The following is a 22064-nucleotide window of genomic DNA, read 5'->3' as shown; positions in this document are numbered from 1 at the left end:
TTAACAGCATATGCGATTAATCCAATATAAAGGCTTGTATTGCACTTTGTCTGCAAGGCCCGTGCGGCCAGTCGGAACCTGCCATGACGGCATCTCCTCCCATTTCCAAAATTGCGACCGTTGCAGCGCAGACGCTTGCTCCGTGGCATCAGGTCGCCGAGAGAGTTTGCGATGTCGCTAAAAAATTTCCCCATCAACATTAAGCTCATTGTCACCTTCTGCGTCTTGATGGGCGTTTGCCTGCTCGCCTCGGCGGTGGTCTTCTGGCAGACGCTGGGGAGCGAGCACGTCACGGTCCAGAACAACAAGGCCAACAACATCCTGCATGCGGTTGACGGTGCGACGGCCGCAATGCTGGAACAGGCCGTCAACCAGCGCGGCTTTCTGCTGTTTCGCAGCGACAGCACCTACAACGATGTTTTCGCCCAGCGCGATCTGATGCTGAAGAAGCTTGGTGAAGCCCGTGCGCTTGCCGCCGGCCAGCCGGACATTCTGAAATCCATCGATGACATGCAGGCATCCGCCACCGTGTTCTTCAAGGAACTGGCGGAACCGCAGCTTGCCGCCCGCAAGACGACCGAAGCACCGATTTCCGAAATCATCGAGATCGGTCGCAATCAGGCCAAGGGTCAGCTCGACGGTTTCCGCGCCTCCGCCGCCAAGATCAAGGACCAGCTGAACGGCTTGTCGGCAAGCTACGCCGCACAGCAGGACGCTGCCGCACTCAACCTCAAGCTCGCACTTCTGGGTGGCGGCGCGGTTGCCGGTCTTCTGGCCGTGGCCCTCATCTGGGCCCTGTCGCGCTCCATCGTCACGCCGATCGTCGGTATGACGGCGGCTATGAGCAGGCTTGCCGACGGCGATATGACCACGGAAGTTCCGGCTCTCGACCGCAAGGATGAAGTCGGCAAAATGGCGAAAGCCGTTCTCGTCTTCAAGGAAGCCGGGTTGGAAAAATCCCGCCTTGCCGGCGAAACCGAGCGCATGCGCTCCGCAACCGAGACCGAGCGCCGCCGCAACGAAGAAGAGAAGGCCCAGGACGAAGCCGCCAACGCCCTTGCGCGTGACGAGCTTGGCAAGGGTCTTGCGGCTCTGGCGGAAGGCGATCTCGCCTACCGTATCGAAACGCCGTTCGCCTCCTACATCGACCCCATCCGTATCGACTTCAACAGCGCTGTCGAAAAGCTGCAGCAGGCCATGCGCGCAGTTGGCGAGAATGCCGCTGCAATCAATGCCGGGGCTTCGGAAATGCTCTCTGCTGCCGACGACCTGTCGCGCCGCACCGAACAGCAGGCCGCTTCCATCGAGGAAACCGCCGCAGCACTGGAAGAAGTCACCACCACGGTGCGTGACAGCGCAAGGGGTGCTGAGGACGCTGGCAATCTGGTTCAGCGCGCCCGCAGCGGAGCGGAAAAATCCGGCATCGTGGTCCGCAAGGCGGTTGCCGCCATGCGCGAGATCGAAAAATCATCAGGCGAAATCGGCAATATCATCGGCGTCATCGACGATATCGCTTTCCAGACCAACCTGCTTGCGCTGAACGCAGGCGTCGAAGCCGCCCGTGCGGGTGATGCGGGCAAGGGCTTTGCCGTCGTCGCGCAGGAAGTGCGTGAACTCGCCCAGCGTTCCGCCAATGCCGCAAAGGAAATCAAGACGCTGATCGGCGCTTCCAGCCAGCAGGTGGAAAACGGCGTCAACCTCGTCGACGAGACTGGCAAGGCGCTCGAACTCATCGTGGCAGAAGTCGAGGAGATCAACGCCCATGTCAGCGCCATCGTCGTCGCTGCCCGCGAACAGGCGACTGGTCTGCAGGAAATCAACACGGCCGTGAACACCATGGATCAGGGCACGCAGCAGAATGCCGCAATGGTTGAGCAGCAGACCGCCGCCAGCCATTCGCTCGCCCGTGAAGCGGAAGCGCTCAATAGCCTGCTCGGCCAGTTCAAGGTGGGCGGCGTTCGCGGTGCCGTTGCCGGCGCCGGCGGATATTCTGCTCCTCGCCAGTCCTCGGTGAAGCCTGTCTACCAGTCCGCACCCGCCGCACCAGTCAGAAAAGCCGCAGTGAAGCCTGCCTCCACAACCGCAAGGCCGGTCGCTTCACCCGCCCGCGCCCTTGGCCAAAGCCTCGCCCGCGCCTTTGGCGGCAAAGCGGAAGCGCCGGCTGCCAAGGATCAGGACTGGACGGAGTTCTGAGCCTGACGGTCACGATCATCAAGCGTGAATCAGGGGGCTGTGAAGCCCCCTTTTTGTTGCTAGATTTACGGCGCGAGCACTCAACCACGCTTTCTGTCGCAGTTTCCCAACAAAGGTGATTTCGAGATGGCACCTAGGATCAAGTTGAAAGTTCTGGATGGTGCATATGGGGTGGCCCGACTTGAGGCATCTGAAGCCATTCCGGCCTGGGCCGATGGCGGTGGCTTCGTCAGTATCACCCGGACCGATGATGAGCTTTCCATCGTCTGCCGGGAAGATCGTATACCTGGGCATGTCAGATCTGATACGGGTTGGTCCTGTCTAAAGCTACAGGGGCCATTTGCCTTCGATGAAACGGGCATCGTCTTGTCCGTTATCGAGCCGCTCTCGACCAATGAGATCGGTATATTCGTGGTTTCGACTTTCGATGGCGACCACCTGCTTGTGAAATCGAACGATCTGGAAAAAGCTTTCGTTCTGCTGAAAAATGCAGGGCATTCGCTCATCTAATATCCATTTCGCAGCGACACTGATGCACTATGCGTTGGTGGGACGATGATAGTCTCACGCGGCATGATCAGCCCGCATGGGGTGCCATACGGAGATATCGCGCGGGGCATCCAGAAGCTCGGGCAAGGCATCGTGCCAAGCCTGCCGATAGGGACGATGAACCTGAACGTCTAGGACATCCTGATGGTCGCTCCAGGTCTCATGCAGCAGGAAGTGGTTTTCGTTTTCGCCGTCCCGATGCAGGGTTGCGTTCACAAAGGTGTTCTCGTGTCGCATGGCGTCGAGCAGATCATTCAGCAATCCTAGAAAACGTTCGCGCTGATCGGCACGGACCTTGAAGCCGATGAGATAGGTGGTGTGCATGGATAGTTACTCCTTTGTACCGTTCATCAGGGCGGCGCGGGTCTCGGCGTCGGCCGGGTAGAAACATTCCAGCACCAGCTCGGACAACGTCACATCCGTGGCGGTTCCGAAAACCGTGGTGGTCGAAATGAAGCGCAGCACGCCTCCGGACAACGGATCGCGTAGTTCGAGCGGTATCGCCAGCGGATCGGCCCCGGCGGAATGCCGTGGAGCTGCAGGCGCGGGATAGGCGGAAAGTTCCGCATGCAGCCGGGAAAGCGTCTCGTCTCCGGTATCTTCGACTTGGCGGCGTAGGCGATCCAGCAGGTGATGCCGCCATTCGGCAAGATTGACGATGCGTGAACTCAAGCCATCAGGATGCAGGCTCAGCCGCAATACATTGAGGGGCGGGTGAAGCAGGTCTTCGGATATGCCGGCGAGAAGCGATTTGATCGCATCATTGGCAAGAACCAGATTCCAGTGGCGGTCGACGGCAAGTGCCGGGAAGGGCATGTGGCCCTGCACCACGGTTTCGACGGCCTTACGAACGGCCGTCATATCAGGCGCATCCAGTGATCGTTCGGAATGGATCGGCGCATAGCCTGCCGCCAGCATCAGCCGGTTGGCGGCGCGGGCTGGCATGGAAAGCTGCTCTGCCAGCCTCGCCAGCATTTCACGGCTGGGCGAAGATCGCCCGCTTTCCACAAAACTCAGATGGCGCGCCGATATCTCGGCATCGGACGCCAGATCGAGCTGGCTCAATCTGCGGCGCGCCCGCCATTCCTTAAGCACCTGGCCGACATGTTCTTGATGATGTGTCATGCCCCGCAGCCTAGCAGAAGATATCGGCAATGCGATTACCTCGCAGGTAATTGTTCTGCGTCACAGCCGCCGGCATGCTCAGGCCGTCAACCAAAAGGAGCGCAATCATGACGCAACATCTCAAAATCGCCGAAACCTACCTCGCTGTCTGGAACGAGGAGAGCGATGAACGCCGCCAGCGCCTCGTCAGCCAAGGCTGGGCTGAAATGGCGTGCTATACAGATCCTTTGATGCAGGGTGAGGGGCAGCAGGGGATTGCCGCGATGATCGAGGCGGCGCGGCAGAAATTTCCGGGATATCGCTTTGTGCTCACAGGCACCCCGGATGGCCACGGCAACTTCACCCGTTTTTCATGGCGTCTCATTTCGCCTGACGGAGAAGATGTTGCCGGCGGAACCGATGTCGTCAGCCTAAATGCCGAGGGGCAGATTGAAAATGTCGTCGGTTTTCTCGATGGCGCCGCATCCTGAGGCAGAGGCGGGTCGTCCCGCCTTCAGTCCCGGTAATGCTGTCAGCCGGCGAAACCGACGCCGGCCTGACGCTGGCCGAGCGCATTGAACACGGTGGAAACGATGCCGGCGCGGTCGAGGCCGGCATTGGCATACATGGTCTCGGGCTTGGCCTGCTCCACCCAATGGTCGGGCAGCGTCAGGGTCCGGACCTTCGGGCCATGGTCGAGCAAGCCTGCGCTTGCCATGAAATGCAGCACATGTGCACCGAAACCGCCGACAGAGCCTTCCTCGATTGTCACCAGAACCTCATGATGAGCGGCAAGCTGGCGGATGAGGTCGAGGTCGAGCGGCTTGGCGAAGCGCGCATCGGCAACCGTGGTCGAAAGTCCGGCGGCATCGAGGTCTTCGGCAGCCGCCAGGCATTCGGCAAGGCGTGTGCCGAAGGAAAGTAGTGCGACCTTGGTACCCTCCTTGATGATGCGGCCCTTGCCGATCTCAAGAATCTGGCCGCGTGCGGGCATCTCGACGCCCACGCCTTCGCCGCGCGGATAACGGAAGGAAATCGGGCCTTCATCATAGGCTGCGGCTGTGCGAACCATATGTTTCAACTCGGCCTCGTCGGACGCCGCCATAACCACCATGCCGGGCAGGGTGGCAAGGAATGTGGTGTCGAAAGAGCCGGCATGGGTCGGTCCGTCTGCGCCGACGAAACCGGCGCGGTCGATGGGGAAGCGCACGGGCAAGCTCTGGATCGCCACATCATGCACCAGCTGGTCGTAACCGCGTTGCAGGAAGGTGGAATAAAGCGCGCAGAACGGCTTGTAGCCATCCGCCGCAAGCCCCGCCGCGAAGGTGACGGCGTGCTGCTCGGCAATGCCGACATCGAAGGTGCGGGCCGGGAAAAGCTCGGCCATCTTGTCCAGCCCGGTACCATTAGGCATGGCGGCGGTGACGCCGATGATCTTGTCGTCGAGGGTCGCTTCCTGGATAAGCGCTTCGGCAAACACGCTGGTATAGCTCGGCGCATTCGGCTTGGCTTTCGCCTGTGCGCCGGTAATGACATCGAACTTGTTGACGCCGTGATATTTGTCCGCTGCCGCTTCTGCTGGCGCATAACCCTTGCCCTTCTGCGTCACCACATGGATGAGAACAGGGCCTTTCTGGTTGTCGCGCACATTGCGCAGCACCGGCAGCAGGTGATCGAAGGAATGACCGTCGATCGGGCCGATGTGATAGAAGCCAAGCTCCTCGAACAGCGTGCCACCGGTCACGTAACCGCGCGCATGGGTCACGGCGCGGGTAATGGCGCGGTCGATGGTCTTGCCGAGATAGGCGGTGAGTTTCTTGCCGAAATCGCGAAAGCCCATATAGGTGCGGCCGGAGGCAAGCCGCGCGAGATAAGCGCTCATCGCGCCCGTCGGCGGCGCAATTGACATGTCGTTGTCGTTGAGGATGACGATCAGCCGCGCGTCGAGCGCACCGGCATTGTTGAGCGCCTCAAACGCCATGCCCGCAGACATGGAGCCATCACCGATGACGGCGATAACCTTGCGGTCGCTCTGATCCAGCCCCGCCGCCACCGCCATGCCGAGACCGGCGGAAATGGAGGTGGAGGAATGGCCGGCGCCGAAATCGTCATATTCGCTCTCGGCCCGACGCGTGAAACCGGAAAGCCCGCCTTCCTGGCGCAGCGTGCGGATGCGCTCGCGACGGCCGGTCAGGATCTTGTGCGGATAACATTGGTGGCCGACATCGAAGATCAGCCGGTCTTCAGGCGTGTTGAACACCTTGTGGATGGCAATCGTCAGCTCCACCACGCCCAGACCGGCACCCAGATGCCCGCCGGTGCTCGACACCGCGTCGATCATCTCGTCGCGCAACTCCCTTGCCAGTTCCGGCAGGTCGCGATCGTCGATCTCCTTGAGATCGGATGGAAAATTCACCCGGTCAAGCAATGGGGTCTGTGGCATTCCGGTCAATCGTTCGGCCTTTTCTCGTGTCAGCGGTGGGCACCAGTGCGTCTTTCATATGGAAAGCCGGCAGTTGAGCCCTGCATGTCGTTCACTTCTATAGAATTTCAACCCTCCGGCAAAGGGACAAACTCTTCTTCGTCGCCGGGAACGATATCGAAGCGTCCGGTTCTCCACTCCTGTTTGGCCTGCTCTATGCGTTCTTTTGATGACGAAACGAAGTTCCACCAGATGTAACGGCGCTGGTTGAGTGCCGCACCGCCGAAGATCATGATGTGACAGCCGCCGCTGCCGCTCTGCAATGTGATGTCGTCGCCGGGCCGGAAGACGAGCAACTGGTCGGCGGCAAAAACGTCACCTGCGACATCCAGAGAGCCGGAAAGAATGTAGATCGCCCGTTCCTCATGGTCGGCAGAGAACGGAAATTTCACACCCGGTTCCAGCGTCAGGTCAACGTAAAGCGTGTCGGTAAAAGCCGAAACGGGGGAAGTGAGGCCTTCGAAATCACCGATAACGACCCGGCCGGATGCGCCCTTGATATCGATCAGAGGCATGTCTTCCCGGGCGGTATGGGAAAAAGCCGGAGCGATTTCCTCCATATGATCGGGGAGGGCAAGCCAGGTCTGCAGGCCGGACATGGAAAGCGGATGGCCGCGCAGGTTTTCCGGCGTGCGCTCCGAATGCACGATTCCGCGCCCCGCCGTCATCAGGTTGATGTCGCCGGGCCGGATGACCAGTTCGGTGCCGAGGCTGTCGCGATGCTTGATTTCGCCGTCAAACAGATAGGTAACGGTGGAAAGCCCGATATGCGGATGCGGCTTGACATCCAGCGCCTCGCCCGCCTTCAGGATGGCCGGACCCATGCGGTCGAAAAAGATGAATGGGCCGACCAGCCGCCGCTGCCGCGTCGGCAGCGCCCGCCGCACGGCGAAGCCGCCAATATCGCTGGTGCGCGGAATGATGAGGTTTTCGATGGCGTCGCAGGCGAAAGCATCACCCGCGACAGGATCGTTGCCGGGAAAGAAGGACATCCGAAGCTCCTCGTATCGTTACACGCAAGCTTACCACGAACGATACGACGTGGGAGCGCCGTAATGTTGAACGCTGTGTCGCCCCCGTTCAACAGGACGTGTTTATTCCCCGTCCAGCGGCTCCACGCCCTGCGGTTTTCCGGCGCGGTCGAGACGGATCTTCTCGATACGCTTTTCGGCGGCGTTCAACAGCGTCTCGCAATGTTTTTTCAGGGCTTCGCCGCGCTCGTAGATGGCGATCGACTCGTCCAGCGCCACGTCTCCGCGCTCCAGGCGTGCGACAATGCTTTCCAGCTCGGCGACGGCCTTTTCGAAGGAATAACCGCTGACATCGGCTGTGTTGGCATTTTCCGTCATTTTCAACCCTTCATCATTCTCAAAATATGCATGGCCGCCGATTCCGCCAGCCCTTCCAGATCATAACCGCCTTCAAGCAGGCTGACGACCCGGTTCGAGGCGTATTTGTCCGCCATTTCCAGCAGCCGCCCCGTCGCCCAGTCGAAATCCTCGCCCACCAGATTGATCTGCGCAAGCGGATCGCGGTGATGCGCGTCGAAACCGGCGGAGATGATAATGAGATCGGGCGAAAAATCGGCAATCGCCGGCAGGACTCGGGATTTGAACGCCTCGCGAAAATACTCGCTGCCGGTATTGGGGGAAAGTGGCGCGTTGACGACATTGTTCTTCACGCCAGTTTCGTTTTTATCGCCGCTCCACGGGTAAAGCGGCATCTGGTGGGTGGAACAGAACAGCACTGACGTGTCGTTCCAGAAGATATCCTGCGTACCGTTGCCGTGATGCACGTCCCAGTCGATGATGGCGACGCGCTCTGCGCCGTGCACCTTCTGGGCGTGACGGGCGGCGATTGCTGCATTGTTGAAGAGACAGAACCCCATGGCCTTTGCGGTTTCCGCATGGTGGCCGGGCGGGCGGGACGCAACGAAGACGTTGTCGGCGGCACCCGTAAACACGTCATCTACCGCCACCATCGCAGCGCCAATACCGGTCAGCGCCGCTTGCAGGCTTTTCGGCGAGACATAGGTGTCGGCCTCGACGCGGTTGATCTCGCCATCTTCCTCGGGAATCTGGCGCATGACGGACAGCAGATGCTCCTCCGGATGCGCCAGAAGCACGGCATCCTCGTTGGCCTGCGGTGCTTGCTTGCGGACCAGTCGCTCGAAATTCGGATGTTCGAGCGCAATGTTCAGAGATCGCAGCCGATCCGGCCGCTCGGGATGGCCTTCCGGCGTGATGTGTTCAAGGAAGATCGGATGTTCGTAAAGACGGGTCGCCATTCTCTAATCCTCCCGAAATAAGCTGATCAAGCGCGCTGCGGCAAAAGCGGATAACCGACCATCACAGCGCGGCCGGCAAGGGCGGCAAGCACGGCCTTCAACGCATCGCCGGGAATGAAGGCGAGCGAACCCATGAACGCCTTTTCAAACCCGAGCCCGACCACCAGCGCCAGATAGGAGATGCCGAAGGCATAAAGCACGACCACGCCGCCGGCGAGGCTGGCGATGAGGAAACCGATACCCTGCGTCAGAGCCGACTGGCCGCGATTGACGAGTTTTTCCGAGAGCGTGCCGGTGACGAAAGCGGCAGCAATCCAGCCGATCAGGAAGCCCGTGGTCGGCGTGGTGAAGATGGAAAGGCCGCCGCGTCCGCCTGAGAGGACTGGCAGGCCGATGGCGGCGATGAGGATGGTCAGAAGAACCGCGAGCGTGCCGCGTTTCGCCCCCAGCACGACACCGGCCAGCATGACGCCAAGCGACTGCGCGGTGATGGGCACCGGAATGAAACCAAGCGTGATCGGCGGCAAAAGTCCGAGTGCGATGATGATGGCGGAAAACAGCGAGATCAGCACAAGGTCGCGGGTCGTCATGGCTCGGGAACTCCGGATGGTTGTTTTGCCGTCAGCTTTGGCCTCTGAAACCGCGCGCGTCAATGGCGTCGGCGATGGCATCCGCATCCTTCAACGTCATAATGACGAGCGGCACGATGATCGTGGCCAGCCGAACGGGGAGGCCGCGCGCGCGGTGCGCATCGCGCACCGCATGGTAACGATTGACGATCTCCGGCACGAACCGCACGACGAGCCCGACCGCGAGCCCGATATCGGCCGCCTTGACCAGCCCCAGCCTTTCCAGCGGGGCGGCGGCAAGCGAGATTTCGTCCATGAATTGCGAAATGCTGACGGTGATGGTGACGGCGGTGGCGAGAAGCGCCAGTGCAGTCAGCCGCAAAAGATTGACACTCGCATCGTGTACCGGAAGCAGCAGATAGCTGAAGGCGGCAACGAGGAGAATGGTCAGCATCACCGGGCGTAGCCGCAGGCCGATCTCGCGGAATTGCAGCCGCGTCTCGCGCAGAATGGCGGCGGCGACAACGACGGCGCATCCCAGCAAAAGCAGATCGCGGGTGAGAAACAGCGCAATGCTGAAAACCATTAGCGTCACGAGCTTGAGGCGCGGAGAGACGCGGTAGAGCCAGCCCGTGCCTTCGACATGCAGCGACTTCATCGCGACGCAACCTCCAGATAACGTGCCACCGCCTCTTCGGGGTTGGCGTCTGCAACAAGCTCGCCTTCGTGAAAAACCAGTACGCGATCGAAGCCGGAAAGCAGCGGCAGATCGTGGGTGATGACGACAAGCGCCTGCGACAGCGCAGCCATTGTCTTTTCAACGATCGCGCGGTTTTTGAGGTCGAGCTGATTGGTCGGTTCATCGAGAATGAGGATTTGCGGTTCAGTGACCAGCAGGGCGGCCAGCGCCGCCAGCTGCAATTCGCCGCCGGAAAGCTCGTGCGCGCGCCGTTCTTCCAGATGAGCGATACCGAGCCGGGCAAGCACGGCCTTGACCCGCGTTTCTGTCTCCGTCTTGCCGATACCGAGTCGCTTGAGGCCGAAGGCGACATCGTCGCGTATGATCGGCAGGATGATCTGGTTCTGCGGATTCTGGAAGATGAAACCGACTGCCTGCAATACCGCTCTCGCATCTTTGACGGTGTCGAGACCGTTCACCGACACCTTGCCGCGCGTCGGCTTTGTCAGACCATTAATCAGCCGCGCAAAGGTGGTCTTGCCCGAGCCGTTGAGGCCGATCACGCCGATACGCCGTTCAGTCAATGTCAGGGACACGGGCTGTAAAGCCTGCCTGCCCTCGAAGGCGACGCCTGCGGTGTCGAAACGGATTTCCAAGATTGATGCATCCCTCTATCGCTTTCCGGTTCTATATCGTGTCATCAACAGAAGTGAAACAAAGAACAAAAAAAGAACATTGCAATCCTGAAAAAGCCGTCATACCTTCTGCTTTATGACGATCAAGGTTTCAAACGAAGCGGCAAGGCGGATTTTTTTGGCGCGGCAGGGGCTTTGCTCTCCGCCCGGAAAGGCGCTTTCCAAGGATGGACTGCTGCAGCTCATTACCGATATCGGTTTCGTGCAGGTGGACAGTATCGGCACGGTGGAGCGCGCCCATCACCAGATAATATTCTCCCGAAACCAGACCTACAGGCGCGAACATCTGACAGCACTGCTGGAAAAGGACCGCGCGCTGTTCGAGCACTGGACGCATGATGCCTCCATCGTGCCGACCGAATTTTACCCCTATTGGAAGCACCGCTTCCGCCGCCGCGAGCCGATCATTCAGGAGCGCTGGCGCAAATGGCATGGTGAGGGGTTCGATGCGGCTTTCGCCGAGACGCTGGAGCGCATCGCCGCCACGGGTCCTGTTCTGGCGCGTGAGTTGAAGGAGGAGGGGCATCAGTCCGGCGGCTGGTGGAACTGGCATCCTTCCAAGACCGCACTCGAATATCTGTGGCACACCGGCAAGCTTGCCATATCCGGCCGCGTGAATTTCCAGAAGGTCTATGATCTGGCGGAGCGGGTCATTCCCGGCGAGCACCACGAAAGCGAAGTGGAGCATACGCAATTCGTCGACTGGGCCTGCCGGCAGGCGCTCACCCGGCTGGGTTTTGCCACCCATGGCGAAATCGCCGCCTTTTTTGATCTCGTTACCCCGCAGGAGGCGAGGGACTGGGTCAAGAGCCACCGTGACGAACTGTGCGAGGTCTCGCTTCTCGCAAGCGATGGCGGTGCTGCCCGTCCGTCCTATGCTTTTGCGGATTTCAGCGCCGATGTCGCCAACCTGCCGGAGCCGTCGTCCCGCGTCCGTGTGCTGAGCCCCTTCGATCCGCTGTTGCGCGACCGCAACCGCACGGAGCGGCTGTTTGGCTTCTATTACCGTATCGAGGTCTTCGTACCCGAGCCGAAACGGCAATATGGCTATTACGTCTTCCCGCTTCTGGAAGGCGACCGGCTGATCGGCCGTATCGACATGAAGGCAGACCGCAAGCGCAGCACGCTGGATGTGCGCCGCCTGTGGCTGGAACCGGACGTGCGCGCCTCAGCAGGAAGGCTCGAGAAACTAGACGCGGAATTGTCGCGGCTTGCGAAGTTTACGGGGGTGGAGAGTGTGAATTATCTAGAGGGGTGGCGGGAAGTGTAATTGCGCCTTGAGCCGGCGACTGCCTCTTCCGTCATGCTCGGGCCCGTCCCGAGCATCTGCAACGAAAAATGTATAGGATGCGTCTGCAGATCCTCGGCACAAGACCGAGGATGACGCCGGACGGGCGGAGAGGACGCCAAATCGAAGCGCCCTCGCGACGTCCCTAAATCACCCGATATCCGTTGCCGAAATCTTGATCCCGAAGCCTTCCAGCCCGACATAGTGGCGCTCGCGGGTCGTCATCAGCTTGATCGAGCTGATGCCGAGATCTTTGAGAATCTGCGCGCCGAGGCCGATTTCCAGCCACTCATTTTCGCGGGAGCGGGCCTGTGCGTGCGCTTCGTCGGGATCACGCGCCTTGCGCCGTCCGTCCACCTGGCCGACGCCGACAGAACCTTCGCGCAGATAGACGATGACGCCGCGGCCTTCTTCGGCGATCTTCTGCATATAGTGCTGCACCGGCTGGCGGTCGCCGAACACGTCGTCAGCAACGTTTTCAGGGTGCAGGCGGACGGGAATATCGACGCCATCGCGGATATCGCCGAAAATCACCGCCATATGCTGCATCCGGTCCCATGGCAGGGAATAGGTATGCGCCTTGGCCGGTCCGAACGGGGTTTGGATGGTGAAGGAGGATTCCATCTCCACCAGCGTTTCCTTGCGCTGGCGATAGGCGATCAGATCGGCGACCGAAACATGCTTCATGCCGTGTTTTTCGGCGAAATCCAGGACCTGCGGCCCACGCATCACGGTGCCATCGTCATTGACCAACTCGCTGATGACGCCTATGGGCGGCAGGCCGGCGAGCCGGCAGAGATCGACGGCCGCTTCGGTATGGCCGGAACGCATCAGCACGCCGCCTTCGCGGGAAATCAGCGGGAAAATGTGGCCTGGCCGGGTGAAATCCGACGCGCCGACATTCGGGTTGGCGAGGTTGCGCACTGTCAAGGTGCGGTCATCCGCGGAGATACCGGTCGTGGTGCCATGCTTGAAATCGACGCTGACGGTGAAGGCGGTCGTGTGGGCGCTGTCGTTTTCCGCCACCATGGCGTTGAGGTTCAGCCTCTTTGCCTCATCACGCGGCATGGGCGCGCAAACGATGCCGGATGTGTGGCGCACGATAAGCGCCATTTTTTCCGGCGTGCAATGAACCGCCGAAATAATCAGATCGCCTTCGTTTTCACGGTCGTCGTCGTCGGTCACGACAACGATCTCGCCAGCTTCGAAAGCGCGGATAGCGTCGACGACACGTTTCTGATCATAGGCCATTTCGGATTTACCTCACTTCAACCGGCCGGTCTGGCCACGATCTCTCAAATAATGGTCGGCAACGGTGCAGGCCACCATCGCCTCGCCGATCGGCACGGCGCGGATGCCGACGCAGGGGTCGTGGCGGCCCTTGGTGCGCACATCCACGTTGCGGCCGTCGGTGTCGATGGACTGGCGCTCCGTCAGAATGGAGGAGGTAGGCTTGATGGCGAAGCGGGCGATGACGGGCTCGCCAGTCGCGATGCCGCCCAGAATGCCGCCGGCATGGTTCGACAGGAAAATCGATTTGCCGTCATTGCCCATACGCATCTCGTCGGCATTCTCCTCGCCGGAAAGCTCGGCCGAGGCAAATCCCTCGCCAATCTCCACGCCCTTGACGGCGTTGATCGACATCAGGCTGGAGGCAATATCCTGATCGAGCTTGGCGTAGATCGGCGCGCCGATGCCGGCCGGAACACCTTCCGCCACGACTTCGACGACCGCGCCGATCGACGATCCCGCCTTGCGGATGCCGTCAAGATATTCTTCCCACACCGGCACCATAGCCGGATCGGGGCAGAAGAACGGGTTCTGATCGACCTGGTCCCAATCCCAATTGTCGCGGTTGATCTTGTGTTTGCCGATCTGCACCAGCGCACCGCGCACGTTGAGGCTCGGTACCACCTTGCGGGCGATTGCGCCTGCGGCAACACGCGCCGCCGTCTCGCGGGCGGAAGAGCGTCCGCCGCCGCGATAGTCGCGAATGCCGTATTTCAGATCATAGGTGAAGTCGGCATGGCCGGGGCGGAAGCTGCGGGCAATCTCGCCGTAATCCTTGGAACGCTGGTCGGTATTTTCGATCAGCATGGAGATCGGCGTGCCGGTGGTTATCATCGTCTCGCTGTCCTCATCCAGCATCACGCCGGACAGGACTTTGACGATGTCATCTTCACGGCGCTGGGTGACGAAGCGGCTTTGGCCGGGCTTGCGCTTGTCCATCCAGTGCTGCACCTCGGCAAGCGTGAAGCGAATACCGGGCGGGCAGCCGTCCACCACACAGCCCAAAGCGGGCCCATGGCTTTCGCCCCAGGTGGTAACGCGAAAAAGATGACCGAAGCTGTTATGCGACATATTTCTCTAGACCGGAAAACGAGGGCGCGCCTGCGGACAGGGGCCGTTTAAAACAAGCGGATTTGTCATAGTAGAAAATCGGACCAAGGCAAAAGCCTTTCTTTCATCGCAAGTCCGATAAGAAGGTGACGCACCGTTCACGACGCCGAGCAGCCCGGAAAACGACAGGCGTGACGATGGCTGACGACTGGCCGGATGAATGATTCGGCGGAAACGGCGCAGGGTTTTCCAGATGACAAAAGTGTAAAGGTGCTGGTGTTTTCCACGCTGTTTCGCGGTTTTCCAATATTGCCGGGAAATGCGGTGTAAAAATCACTAACGACTTGAACGTGATCCAAAATCCGTTCATCAATTGGGCCGAAAATGTCATGGTTGCGGGCAATTTCCGCCACATTCGAAAGGCAATTCTTCATGCATGTAAGGTTTTCACGCAAATTCACGAAAGCTAGATCGATGCGTATGATGATTGCCGCCCTTCTGGCCACCGCCAACTTGCTTATGCCTATCAACAGCTACGCCCAGAGCGTCGATGTCGAGGGAACGATCAGCAAGATCGACGTGAATGCGCTGACCATTACTTTGAACGACGGCAAGAATTACCGTGTGCCGGAAGAGTTCAATTTCGAAGGCCTGAAGGCAGGCGTGAAGGTCGTTGTTTTCTACACGGAAGTGGACGGAAAACGCGTGGTCGACGATCTCGAGGTCGTGCAGTAAACTGCGGTTTCTGCTCTGCCTGTTGTCGAGGCAGACCTCTCTAATCCCGGTCGGGAAGCTCCAGAATTTCCATTATGCCGGACTTGATCCGACATCCAGCCGACGAGCGTCTGCGTGGCGGGATTGGTTTTTTCAGCCTAAAGATTTGGGCTGGCCGGGTTCCGGCTCGAGGCCGGAATGACGGAGCAGGATCGATACCCTCACGAAATCCACTCAGCACTGTTCCTGTCGATCTCGACCTTCAAAATCCGGTCCTGCGGGATCTGCGTCGTAGAGGCTTCATCCTTGTCCATGCCGGAAACCAGGCGGAAGATCGAGCGGATCACGCCGCCGTGGCAGACACATACCGTCGGCACCTCGACTGAGGAAAGCCATGCGCCAATACGCCAGGACAGGATTTCATAGCTTTCGGCATGCTGGCCGGGGGGAATGAAGTCCCACTTGTTGGCCTTGCGCGCCTTTACCCGGTCGGGAAATTCTTTTTTCAGTTCCGGCAGTGTCAGGCCTTCCCAGTCGCCGAAGGAAACTTCGACGAGGCGGTCATCGGTACGGTATGCGTGGGGATCGAGCCCCATCGCTCCGCGCATCAGCTCCATGGTCTCGCGCGTGCGCCCGAGCGGGCTTGCCACGTAATCGAAATCACGCGCGGAGTCGCCGAGAATTTGCGCCAGAACCTTGCCGTTGCCGACCGCTTGCGCGCGGCCGAAATCATTGAGCGGAATGTCTTTCTGGCCCTGAAGCCGGCGTATCGCATTCCAGTCCGTTTGTCCGTGCCGGATCACATAGACGAGCAAGGCGATACCCCTGTTTCAAAGTTCGGTCGGCTCAGTCCTTGACCACCGAGATATCCGGCGCGTCAACGGCCTTCATGCCGATGGTGTGATAACCGGAATCCACGTGGTGGATTTCGCCGGTGACAGCCGTCGAAAGGTCGGACAGCAGGTAAAGCGCCGACTTGCCGACTTCTTCGATGGAAACGGTGCGCTTCAGCGGCGCGTTGTATTCGTTCCATTTCAGAATGTAACGGAAATCGCCGATACCGGAAGCCGCAAGCGTCTTGATCGGGCCAGCGGAAACCGCGTTGACGCGGATGCCGCGACTGCCGAGGTCTACCGCGAGATAACGCACGCTGGCCTCGAGTGCAGCCTTGGCCACGCCCATGACGTTGTAGTTCGGCATGACCTTCTCGGCACCGTAATAGGTGAGCGTGATGATCGAACCGCCATCATTCATGATCGGCTCTGCCCGCTTGGCAACGGCGGCCAGCGAGAAGACGGAAATGTCCATGGTGCGGTTGAAGTTGTCGCGGCTGGTGTCGAGATAACGGCCGGTCAGCTCGTCCTTGTCGGAAAAGGCGATGGCGTGCACGACGAAATCGATCTTGCCCCAATGCTTTTCCAGCCCGGCAAAAACCGCATCGATCGTCTCGAGGTCGGTCACGTCACAGTGGCCGGCCATGAAGGCGCCCAGTTCCTGCGCCAGCGGTTCAACACGCTTCTTCAGCGCGTCGCCCTGCCAGGTGAGCGCGATTTCCGCGCCCGCGTCCGCGCAAGCCTTGGCAATGCCCCAAGCGATTGAACGATTATTGGCGACACCCAAGATGATGCCGCGTTTGCCAGCCATAAGGCCGGATGCCTGAGCCATTGTATGCTCCCTGATACTTTCGATTGATCCTGCCTATGGCATAGGCTGCAATCCTGTTCAAGATTGCCGAGGATCATCTACTGTTAGGGAACGTAACAAAGGGTGCGTTGTCCCGCCTATTCGCAAAACTTTTACAAATAAAGGCCTTCGCGCATGTGGCGCATGAGGTCGGTTACCTTCTCGTCCGGCTTTTCGAGCAGGATGATGCGCAATTCGATGACGAGATCGCCATATCCGCCCTTGCCGTCCGCAAGCCCCTTTTCGGCAAGCCGCAGCTCGCGATCGGAGCCGGACCAAGCAGGAATGGTGACGGTTTCCTCGCCAAGCGGCGTCCGGATACTCGTCTCGCAACCCAGAACCGCGTCACTGAGAGAGATTGGCAGCGTCGTATGAATATCGAAGCCGCGAAGGGAAAAGGCGTCGTCGCGTGCCGCCAGCAACGTGACGGCCAGATCGCCACGCGCAATGTTCGGCAGCTTCAGCCCCTGGCCCTTTAGTCGCACCACATGACCGTCCGTCATGCCGGGTTCAAGCTGGAAGCGTACCTCGCGTTCGTCGGCAAGGGATACGGTGATCCATTTGCGCTCCAGAAGTTCGGTGACCGTAACGGTGGCTTCCGCCGTGATGTCAGGTGCCTTTTCCGGCGGCGTCTGCGGGGGGCGGAAGCGACGCACGAGAGCGCTGAAGAGATTGGCGGCGAGCGAGGCGGCTGCGGTTTCGCTTGCAGACGTCTGCGTGGTCTCGCCAGCACCGGGCGCATCGCCTTTAACGCCCGTGGCTGCGGCTTTCGCCGCTTCGGCTGCCTGCTGCACCTTGGGGTCGTTCTGCGCGTCTGCGCCGAAAATCCGCTCGACGATATCTTCGGCCGTTTCGGGTTTTGCATCGGCTTTCTGGCCGGTTTGCGCCCTGTTGCGGGCATCCGCACGGGCCAGTTCCTCCATCAGCTTCTCAGCGGCCCTGGCGCGCTCGGCGGCCTCGCGCGCCGCCTCCCGCTGCTGCATGATTGTTTCGCCGCGCTGCTTTTTCTCGGCCGCCTTGCGGGCCTGGTCGTAAAGATCGCGCTTTTTGGGGTCTTTCAGAAGATCGTAGGCCTGCCCGACCTCGGCGAATCGCGCCGACGCGTCAGGGTCATCGCGATTGGCGTCCGGATGGACGGTTTTCGCCTTCGTGCGCCAGGCAGCCTTGATGTCTTCGTGACGAGCGTCACGTTTTAAGCCGAGGATAGAATACGGATCGCGCATGCGAAACACCAGTTACGTTGGCTCAGGCACGTGCAGCCGCTCATGGCGCAATCCTGAAACAAACCCCTCCGAAAAGGGATGCCTGCGATCATTCGCATGCATGCCCTCGGTTCAAACAACGTCGACTGTGGCAATAAGTTGCTAAGCAGTTGTTTACGGGGAATGCGCGCCGCCATGCGGCCGGATTAATTCCGCGCGCCAGGGTAAACAGTTTATTTCTGTTCGAAGCGGGTGAGTAACCATTCGCCGGTTTCCGACAGGCAGGCCTGTCCGGCATAACTCGCCACACCTTCGAAAGAGTGGCGCGTCGTCTTGAAATCGCGGCAGACGAAACCGCTGGACTTGTCTTCGTGAATGGTGGTGACGACACCAGCGCTGCCGGTTGCGGCATTGGCCCAGGGCAGGGGCTGTTCCGCGAGTTTGGTGAGATCCGCCGATGTGACCGCATTGCGGATGGTCGCGTCGTCGGTCTGCGGGTTATTATTGGGCTGGTTGGGAACGGAGGCGGTGGAAAGCGAGCGATCGACCTTGTCGCCGCCGAACAGGTCAAGGCTGACGCATCCGCTCAGCACCACAAGCATTGACACGATGGCGGAAACTTCCGCTATCGATGAAAGGAGGCCCTTTGTTCGACTGTTCGACTTTGCTATGACGGTCACCATCTTTCGCCAGAGATCATCTCTGGGGTCCAAATCAGCTCGGGAGCATTTTAGTCAATATGTCGGAAACGGGGTTAACATCCAGTGACTTCACTGAAGAAAATGAACCGTTCACGCTTTTTGCCGAATGGCTGAAGGACGCGACGGCCTCCGAAATCAACGATCCGAACGCGGTAGCACTCGCAACCGTCGATGAAAACGGCCTGCCGAATGTGCGCATGGTGCTGCTGAAGGACGTCGACGATCGCGGCTTCGTTTTCTATACGAATTTCGAAAGCCAGAAGGGGCGCGAGATCCTGGGCCAGAAAAAAGCGGCCATGTGTTTCCACTGGAAAAGCCTGCGCCGGCAGGTGCGTCTGCGCGGCAAGGTGGAGATCGTTACCGACGCGGAAGCGGATAGCTATTACGCCTCGCGTCCGCGCGGAAGCCGCATCGGCGCCTGGGCGTCGAAGCAGTCGCGGCCGCTGGAAGGCCGGTTTGCGCTGGAAAAGGCGGTTGCCGAATACACCGCGAAATATGCGATCGGCGATATTCCGCGCCCCTCCTACTGGTCCGGTTTCCGCATTCGCCCGGTCAGCATCGAGTTCTGGCACGACCGCAAGTTCCGCCTGCACGACCGTGTCGAATTCCGCCGCGAGACGCCGGATGAACCGTGGTCCAAGGTCCGCATGTATCCTTGAAAGCTGCAGGAGGCAGGCCGTCCTTGCCTGCCTATTTCAGCAGCGAATCAAATAGCGGCAGGCCGATGACGGCGGAAATTGCGATCAGGCCGTAGCAGATGCGCCTGAACGCCGCCTCGTCGGCAAGCCCGTGCAGCCGCGCACCGGCATAAAGACCCGCCCCGTAAAACGGCAGGGCCAGCAGGAAAAAAACAAAGACGTCAGCGGTGAACAGGCCACCAAAAAAATAGCTGGTGGCCGAGATCACGGTCGAAATCGCGAAATAGAGAATGACATTGGCGCGCACGAAAGCGCCCTTGAGGGCGCCGCCAAGCCAATAGGCGACGATGGGTGGACCGCCCAGTTGCGCCGCACCCGAAAACAGCCCGGCAACAAGCCCGGTGAACAGGGTGAGCGGTGTTTTCGGCCGGCCGCTGTAACGCCAGCCGGAAACGAGAAATAACAGCAGCACGACAACCACGATGGAAATGATCCAGCGCAGGGTGAGCGGATCCCCACCGGAAAGCAGCAGCGTTCCAAGCGGGACGCCGACAAGCGCACCGGCTGCCATGGTGAAGACTTCACGCCGGTCGGCCATGCGCCAGGCCGGCGGTATCATGCCGAGCGTCAAAACGCCGTCCACCACAAGAAGAACCACCGAGGCGATGCGCGGGCCGACAATGGCGCTTGCCAGCGGAATGAAGATGAGGGCCGCACCAAAGCCGGAAAAGCCGCGGGCAAGTCCGGCGAGAAAGGCGGCGCCCGCAAACATGGCGAGCAGCGTCGGACTATGCGCGGTGATGAGAGCCGAGAAAAAATCGAGGAGAGGCATGGGTGACTGCATGGGTTTCGAATACCTCTTTATCCCGCATGCAGGCACCTGTCGCGGAAATTTCAGCTGATTATCGCACGATACGCTTTCGAATCGACGCCGCCGGAGAATCGTGATCAGAGTTGTATCTCACGAACAAAGGATGAACAAATGCTTGCTGTCTTGATGCGCCAGTTTGAAGCTGCCTCACAGAAATACGCTGAGGAAAATGGGATCGTCCGCGATCCCGACTGGTATATGCTGAAGCTCCAAGAGGAGGTTGGTGAGGTCACGCAGGCCTGGAACCGGCTGACGGGGCGTGGGCGCAGCAAAGGCAGAAGCGAAGAGGAGATGAAACTCGATCTTGCCGACGAAACCGCCGATCTCCTCGGCCACGTTTTGCTGCTCGCCCATTATAACGGTCTCGACATCGAAGCATCGATAGAGCGCAAGTGGCGTTTTAAACCGTCGGTTTGACAGTTTGCGGGGAGGGACGCGGCCCTACCGCTGCGGCTCTGCCGCTGCCGCGATTATGAGAGCAAAACGATAGAGAGCATAGCTGCTAGAATGGCGGCCACCGGCGTCATGACCTGCCGCAGGGTAATCTCAAATGCGGAAAGAGCGAGCAATATCAGCGCCGCTCCGTTTATGGATGTGCCGACAAATGAATTCGGGCAGGATCGTCCTGTCAGCCTATATGGCTCCATAAAGACCAATGGCTAAAGGCATGTGACGCGCCTTCATGCCTCTGATAACGGCGCCTGTTGCAGGAGGCCGGCAACCGCATGAAGGTCGGTTGAAACGGCAATGCATTTTTCCCGCATTTCCTCGGTCGGCGGCGCGACATCCGGCACCATGATCGTCATCATGCCCGCCGAGGAGGCGGAGCGCACGCCGTGCCAGGAATCCTCCAGCGCCAGGCAACGGCCCGGATCGATGCCGAGACGTTTTGCGGCAGTAAGATATGGCATGGGCGACGGCTTCGGCTCCGAATAGTCGCCGCGGGCGACAATGGTATCGAAACGTTTGAGCAGGTCATAGGGGCCGAGATGACGTGTGACGGAATCGTGCCGCGAGGAGGTGGCGATGGCGCGGCGTATATCGAGCCTGTCGAGAAGATCGAGGATTTCGACGACGCCGGGTTTCAGCGCCACGCCTTCCGCCATCATCACGGCAAGATGCCGGAGCCAGGCGTCACGGAAGCTGTCGATCGGAAAATCCGCGCCATAATCGGCGAAAATGGTGCCGGTAATGACATCCCACGGGCTGCCGCAGACCTTCTGATAGGTCTCTACCCGCATTCCGTGGCCGCCCTCATCTGACGCGGCCAGAAAGGAATCGCGATAAAGCGTCTCGCTTTCGATCAGCAATCCGTCCATGTCGAAAACGACAGCATGCGGGAGAAAAGGCAGCATGGCGGCTCAACCGAACCGGAAGGGGCGTTCGCCGAGGCTTTCGAACGGGCGGAGCAGGTAACCGTCCGGATCGGCAACGATGAATTGCCGGTTGCCGACCTCGACTGTGCCGCGCCTGTACCATTTTTCCTCTGACGGCAGGACAAGATCGATCGAGGCCCGCTCAAGCCGCGCGAGGATTGGCAGCAGGGAAGGAACGGCAAGTTGCAGATTCATGCCGCGGCCCAGCGGAAATTCAAGCGCTGCATTTTCCGCCACGAAGGTCCGGGTCGCACCGATCTGGTCGATCATCAGCTGCGCATCACCCAGCGCCAGATAGGCAAAGCCCTCTTCGGCGCGCTCATAAACCACATGAAAACCGATCAGGTCGCAATAAAAAGCGCGGCTTTTCTGCCAGTCGCTGACGGCTAGTTCCGGGACGAGGGCATTTCGTATGATGGTCATGGTCTCCTTTGCCGCGCAGGCCCGGCTATGGGAGGCGTGGCCTGCGGTAATGGGGCGATATTATCGTCTTCCGGGTGACTTGCCAGAGGAATCCTCATCATGGCAGCCATGTGCGGAGTTGTGGGCTGAAGCAGGTTCAACTTTTCGGCCTACCACAGCCTTTCTCACCTCATGCCGGGCATGATCCGGCACACAGTCAGCCCAAGTCCTTGGGCTGAAACGGCTCATCTCGCCAAACGGACGCGGGTAGGCTGGATTCCGGCTCGAGGC

General features: G+C 59.9%; 26 protein-coding genes. 7 read left to right on the top strand and 19 right to left on the bottom strand.

Features of this window, described 5'->3' with window-relative positions:
* Nucleotides 1-171: 171 nt before the first annotated feature.
* Nucleotides 172-2193, top strand: a complete 2022-nt coding sequence (locus GH784_RS16285; RefSeq protein ID WP_065702765.1) for a methyl-accepting chemotaxis protein — start codon at nt 172-174, stop codon at nt 2191-2193.
* Between the two features lie 126 nt (nt 2194-2319).
* Nucleotides 2320-2703, top strand: a complete 384-nt coding sequence (locus tag GH784_RS16280; RefSeq protein WP_003511736.1) for an ACT domain-containing protein — start codon at nt 2320-2322, stop codon at nt 2701-2703.
* Between the two features lie 54 nt (nt 2704-2757).
* Here the strand turns inward: GH784_RS16280 and GH784_RS16275 are convergent, their stop codons facing one another.
* Both GH784_RS16275 and GH784_RS16270 read right to left on the bottom strand, forming a co-directional pair.
* Nucleotides 2758-3066: a putative quinol monooxygenase gene (locus GH784_RS16275; protein ID WP_013635594.1), complete on the bottom strand. Its 309-nt coding sequence runs from the start codon at nt 3064-3066 to the stop codon at nt 2758-2760.
* A 6-nt stretch (nt 3067-3072) separates the two neighbouring features.
* Nucleotides 3073-3867 (bottom strand): helix-turn-helix domain-containing protein, encoded by a 795-nt coding sequence (locus GH784_RS16270; RefSeq protein WP_065702763.1) that lies wholly within the window; start codon nt 3865-3867, stop codon nt 3073-3075.
* A 107-nt stretch (nt 3868-3974) separates the two neighbouring features.
* On the opposite strand from GH784_RS16270, the gene GH784_RS16265 reads away from it, so the two are divergent.
* Nucleotides 3975-4337, top strand: a complete 363-nt coding sequence (locus tag GH784_RS16265; protein WP_065702761.1) for a nuclear transport factor 2 family protein — start codon at nt 3975-3977, stop codon at nt 4335-4337.
* Nucleotides 4338-4378: 41 nt separating this feature from the next.
* Here the strand turns inward: GH784_RS16265 and dxs are convergent, their stop codons facing one another.
* The 7 genes from dxs to GH784_RS16230 all read right to left on the bottom strand — a co-directional run bounded on the left by dxs (nt 4379) and on the right by GH784_RS16230 (nt 10519).
* Complete coding sequence (dxs, locus tag GH784_RS16260; protein ID WP_065702759.1) at nt 4379-6298, bottom strand: 1-deoxy-D-xylulose-5-phosphate synthase; 1920 nt, start codon at nt 6296-6298, stop codon at nt 4379-4381.
* A 98-nt stretch (nt 6299-6396) separates the two neighbouring features.
* Nucleotides 6397-7320 carry a pirin family protein gene (locus GH784_RS16255; RefSeq protein WP_003511747.1) on the bottom strand — a complete coding sequence of 308 codons (924 nt, stop codon included), beginning with the start codon at nt 7318-7320 and terminating at the stop codon, nt 6397-6399.
* A gap of 102 nt (nt 7321-7422) precedes the next feature.
* Nucleotides 7423-7677, bottom strand: a complete 255-nt coding sequence (locus GH784_RS16250; RefSeq protein WP_003503059.1) for an exodeoxyribonuclease VII small subunit — start codon at nt 7675-7677, stop codon at nt 7423-7425.
* Nucleotides 7678-7679: 2 nt separating this feature from the next.
* Nucleotides 7680-8615, bottom strand: a complete 936-nt coding sequence (locus tag GH784_RS16245) for a histone deacetylase family protein (protein WP_003511750.1) — start codon at nt 8613-8615, stop codon at nt 7680-7682.
* Nucleotides 8616-8641: 26 nt separating this feature from the next.
* Nucleotides 8642-9205, bottom strand: coding sequence for a biotin transporter BioY (locus GH784_RS16240; protein ID WP_065702757.1), 564 nt, complete (start codon nt 9203-9205; stop codon nt 8642-8644).
* Nucleotides 9206-9236: 31 nt separating this feature from the next.
* Complete coding sequence (locus GH784_RS16235; RefSeq protein ID WP_038490066.1) at nt 9237-9842, bottom strand: CbiQ family ECF transporter T component; 606 nt, start codon at nt 9840-9842, stop codon at nt 9237-9239.
* Nucleotides 9839-10519 carry an energy-coupling factor ABC transporter ATP-binding protein gene (locus GH784_RS16230; RefSeq protein WP_013635602.1) on the bottom strand — a complete coding sequence of 227 codons (681 nt, stop codon included), beginning with the start codon at nt 10517-10519 and terminating at the stop codon, nt 9839-9841. The genes GH784_RS16235 and GH784_RS16230 overlap by 4 nt, the downstream gene beginning before the upstream one ends.
* A gap of 115 nt (nt 10520-10634) precedes the next feature.
* Here GH784_RS16230 and GH784_RS16225 point away from each other — a divergent pair, with 115 nt between their 5' ends.
* Nucleotides 10635-11828: a winged helix-turn-helix domain-containing protein gene (locus GH784_RS16225; protein WP_065702755.1), complete on the top strand. Its 1194-nt coding sequence runs from the start codon at nt 10635-10637 to the stop codon at nt 11826-11828.
* Nucleotides 11829-11996: 168 nt separating this feature from the next.
* On the opposite strand, the gene ribB is transcribed toward GH784_RS16225, so the two are convergent.
* From ribB to GH784_RS27180, 3 genes are all read right to left on the bottom strand, one after another.
* Nucleotides 11997-13097 carry a 3,4-dihydroxy-2-butanone-4-phosphate synthase gene (gene ribB, locus GH784_RS16220; protein ID WP_003511757.1) on the bottom strand — a complete coding sequence of 367 codons (1101 nt, stop codon included), beginning with the start codon at nt 13095-13097 and terminating at the stop codon, nt 11997-11999.
* A 12-nt stretch (nt 13098-13109) separates the two neighbouring features.
* Entirely contained in the window at nt 13110-14207 is a 1098-nt protein-coding gene (gene aroC, locus GH784_RS16215; protein WP_065702753.1) for a chorismate synthase, read from the bottom strand.
* Between the two features lie 137 nt (nt 14208-14344).
* Complete coding sequence (locus GH784_RS27180; RefSeq protein ID WP_162163068.1) at nt 14345-14620, bottom strand: hypothetical protein; 276 nt, start codon at nt 14618-14620, stop codon at nt 14345-14347.
* Between the two features lie 40 nt (nt 14621-14660).
* Between GH784_RS27180 and GH784_RS16210 the strand changes: the two genes are divergently transcribed.
* Entirely contained in the window at nt 14661-14921 is a 261-nt protein-coding gene (locus GH784_RS16210) for a DUF1344 domain-containing protein (RefSeq protein ID WP_003511760.1), read from the top strand.
* A 200-nt stretch (nt 14922-15121) separates the two neighbouring features.
* Here GH784_RS16210 and GH784_RS16205 read toward each other — a convergent pair whose 3' ends face one another.
* From GH784_RS16205 to GH784_RS16190, 4 genes are all read right to left on the bottom strand, one after another.
* On the bottom strand, nt 15122-15715 hold the full coding sequence (locus GH784_RS16205) for a histidine phosphatase family protein (protein ID WP_065702752.1): 594 nt from the start codon (nt 15713-15715) through the stop codon (nt 15122-15124).
* 31 nt (nt 15716-15746) lie between these two features.
* Nucleotides 15747-16565 (bottom strand): enoyl-ACP reductase FabI, encoded by an 819-nt coding sequence (gene fabI, locus GH784_RS16200; RefSeq protein ID WP_003511762.1) that lies wholly within the window; start codon nt 16563-16565, stop codon nt 15747-15749.
* 131 nt (nt 16566-16696) lie between these two features.
* Nucleotides 16697-17806: a DnaJ C-terminal domain-containing protein gene (locus GH784_RS16195; RefSeq protein WP_025592658.1), complete on the bottom strand. Its 1110-nt coding sequence runs from the start codon at nt 17804-17806 to the stop codon at nt 16697-16699.
* A 212-nt stretch (nt 17807-18018) separates the two neighbouring features.
* The gene (locus GH784_RS16190) at nt 18019-18468 is read right to left on the bottom strand and encodes an RT0821/Lpp0805 family surface protein (RefSeq protein WP_003511767.1); all 450 of its coding nucleotides are present in this window, start codon (nt 18466-18468) and stop codon (nt 18019-18021) included.
* A 56-nt stretch (nt 18469-18524) separates the two neighbouring features.
* Between GH784_RS16190 and pdxH the strand changes: the two genes are divergently transcribed.
* Nucleotides 18525-19145, top strand: coding sequence for a pyridoxamine 5'-phosphate oxidase (pdxH, locus tag GH784_RS16185; protein ID WP_065702749.1), 621 nt, complete (start codon nt 18525-18527; stop codon nt 19143-19145).
* Between the two features lie 31 nt (nt 19146-19176).
* On the opposite strand, the gene GH784_RS16180 is transcribed toward pdxH, so the two are convergent.
* Nucleotides 19177-19956, bottom strand: a complete 780-nt coding sequence (locus GH784_RS16180) for a sulfite exporter TauE/SafE family protein (RefSeq protein WP_003511770.1) — start codon at nt 19954-19956, stop codon at nt 19177-19179.
* 150 nt (nt 19957-20106) lie between these two features.
* On the opposite strand from GH784_RS16180, the gene GH784_RS16175 reads away from it, so the two are divergent.
* Nucleotides 20107-20412 (top strand): pyrophosphohydrolase domain-containing protein, encoded by a 306-nt coding sequence (locus tag GH784_RS16175; RefSeq protein ID WP_065702748.1) that lies wholly within the window; start codon nt 20107-20109, stop codon nt 20410-20412.
* 263 nt (nt 20413-20675) lie between these two features.
* On the opposite strand, the gene GH784_RS16170 is transcribed toward GH784_RS16175, so the two are convergent.
* Nucleotides 20676-21350 carry an HAD family hydrolase gene (locus tag GH784_RS16170; protein ID WP_003511772.1) on the bottom strand — a complete coding sequence of 225 codons (675 nt, stop codon included), beginning with the start codon at nt 21348-21350 and terminating at the stop codon, nt 20676-20678.
* A gap of 6 nt (nt 21351-21356) precedes the next feature.
* Nucleotides 21357-21794: a bleomycin resistance protein gene (locus GH784_RS16165; RefSeq protein ID WP_003511773.1), complete on the bottom strand. Its 438-nt coding sequence runs from the start codon at nt 21792-21794 to the stop codon at nt 21357-21359.
* Between the last annotated feature and the right edge of the window lie 270 nt (nt 21795-22064).

The sequence above is a fragment of the Agrobacterium tumefaciens genome, from assembly GCF_009649785.1.
Taxonomy (GTDB): domain Bacteria; phylum Pseudomonadota; class Alphaproteobacteria; order Rhizobiales; family Rhizobiaceae; genus Agrobacterium; species Agrobacterium tumefaciens.
The sequence above is the reverse complement of the archived record's forward strand: the minus strand, read 5'-3'. Positions and strand labels throughout refer to the sequence as shown.

Coding starts and splice junctions, on each gene's coding strand:
- GH784_RS16270 (WP_065702763.1), bottom strand. CDS start 3,867: ATGACACATCATCAAGAACATGTCGGCCAGGTGCTTAAGGAATGGCGG.
- fabI (WP_003511762.1), bottom strand. CDS start 16,565: ATGGCTCAGGCATCCGGCCTTATGGCTGGCAAACGCGGCATCATCTTG.
- aroC (WP_065702753.1), bottom strand. CDS start 14,207: ATGTCGCATAACAGCTTCGGTCATCTTTTTCGCGTTACCACCTGGGGC.
- GH784_RS16225 (WP_065702755.1), top strand. CDS start 10,635: ATGACGATCAAGGTTTCAAACGAAGCGGCAAGGCGGATTTTTTTGGCG.
- pdxH (WP_065702749.1), top strand. CDS start 18,525: ATGTCGGAAACGGGGTTAACATCCAGTGACTTCACTGAAGAAAATGAA.
- GH784_RS16190 (WP_003511767.1), bottom strand. CDS start 18,468: ATGGTGACCGTCATAGCAAAGTCGAACAGTCGAACAAAGGGCCTCCTT.
- GH784_RS16250 (WP_003503059.1), bottom strand. CDS start 7,677: ATGACGGAAAATGCCAACACAGCCGATGTCAGCGGTTATTCCTTCGAA.
- GH784_RS16235 (WP_038490066.1), bottom strand. CDS start 9,842: ATGAAGTCGCTGCATGTCGAAGGCACGGGCTGGCTCTACCGCGTCTCT.
- GH784_RS16245 (WP_003511750.1), bottom strand. CDS start 8,615: ATGGCGACCCGTCTTTACGAACATCCGATCTTCCTTGAACACATCACG.
- GH784_RS16280 (WP_003511736.1), top strand. CDS start 2,320: ATGGCACCTAGGATCAAGTTGAAAGTTCTGGATGGTGCATATGGGGTG.
- GH784_RS16285 (WP_065702765.1), top strand. CDS start 172: ATGTCGCTAAAAAATTTCCCCATCAACATTAAGCTCATTGTCACCTTC.
- GH784_RS27180 (WP_162163068.1), bottom strand. CDS start 14,620: ATGAAGAATTGCCTTTCGAATGTGGCGGAAATTGCCCGCAACCATGAC.
- GH784_RS16170 (WP_003511772.1), bottom strand. CDS start 21,350: ATGCTGCCTTTTCTCCCGCATGCTGTCGTTTTCGACATGGACGGATTG.
- ribB (WP_003511757.1), bottom strand. CDS start 13,097: ATGGCCTATGATCAGAAACGTGTCGTCGACGCTATCCGCGCTTTCGAA.
- GH784_RS16240 (WP_065702757.1), bottom strand. CDS start 9,205: ATGACGACCCGCGACCTTGTGCTGATCTCGCTGTTTTCCGCCATCATC.
- GH784_RS16165 (WP_003511773.1), bottom strand. CDS start 21,794: ATGACCATCATACGAAATGCCCTCGTCCCGGAACTAGCCGTCAGCGAC.
- GH784_RS16275 (WP_013635594.1), bottom strand. CDS start 3,066: ATGCACACCACCTATCTCATCGGCTTCAAGGTCCGTGCCGATCAGCGC.
- GH784_RS16265 (WP_065702761.1), top strand. CDS start 3,975: ATGACGCAACATCTCAAAATCGCCGAAACCTACCTCGCTGTCTGGAAC.
- GH784_RS16195 (WP_025592658.1), bottom strand. CDS start 17,806: ATGCGCGATCCGTATTCTATCCTCGGCTTAAAACGTGACGCTCGTCAC.
- GH784_RS16210 (WP_003511760.1), top strand. CDS start 14,661: ATGCGTATGATGATTGCCGCCCTTCTGGCCACCGCCAACTTGCTTATG.
- GH784_RS16180 (WP_003511770.1), bottom strand. CDS start 19,956: ATGCCTCTCCTCGATTTTTTCTCGGCTCTCATCACCGCGCATAGTCCG.
- GH784_RS16175 (WP_065702748.1), top strand. CDS start 20,107: ATGCTTGCTGTCTTGATGCGCCAGTTTGAAGCTGCCTCACAGAAATAC.
- GH784_RS16255 (WP_003511747.1), bottom strand. CDS start 7,320: ATGTCCTTCTTTCCCGGCAACGATCCTGTCGCGGGTGATGCTTTCGCC.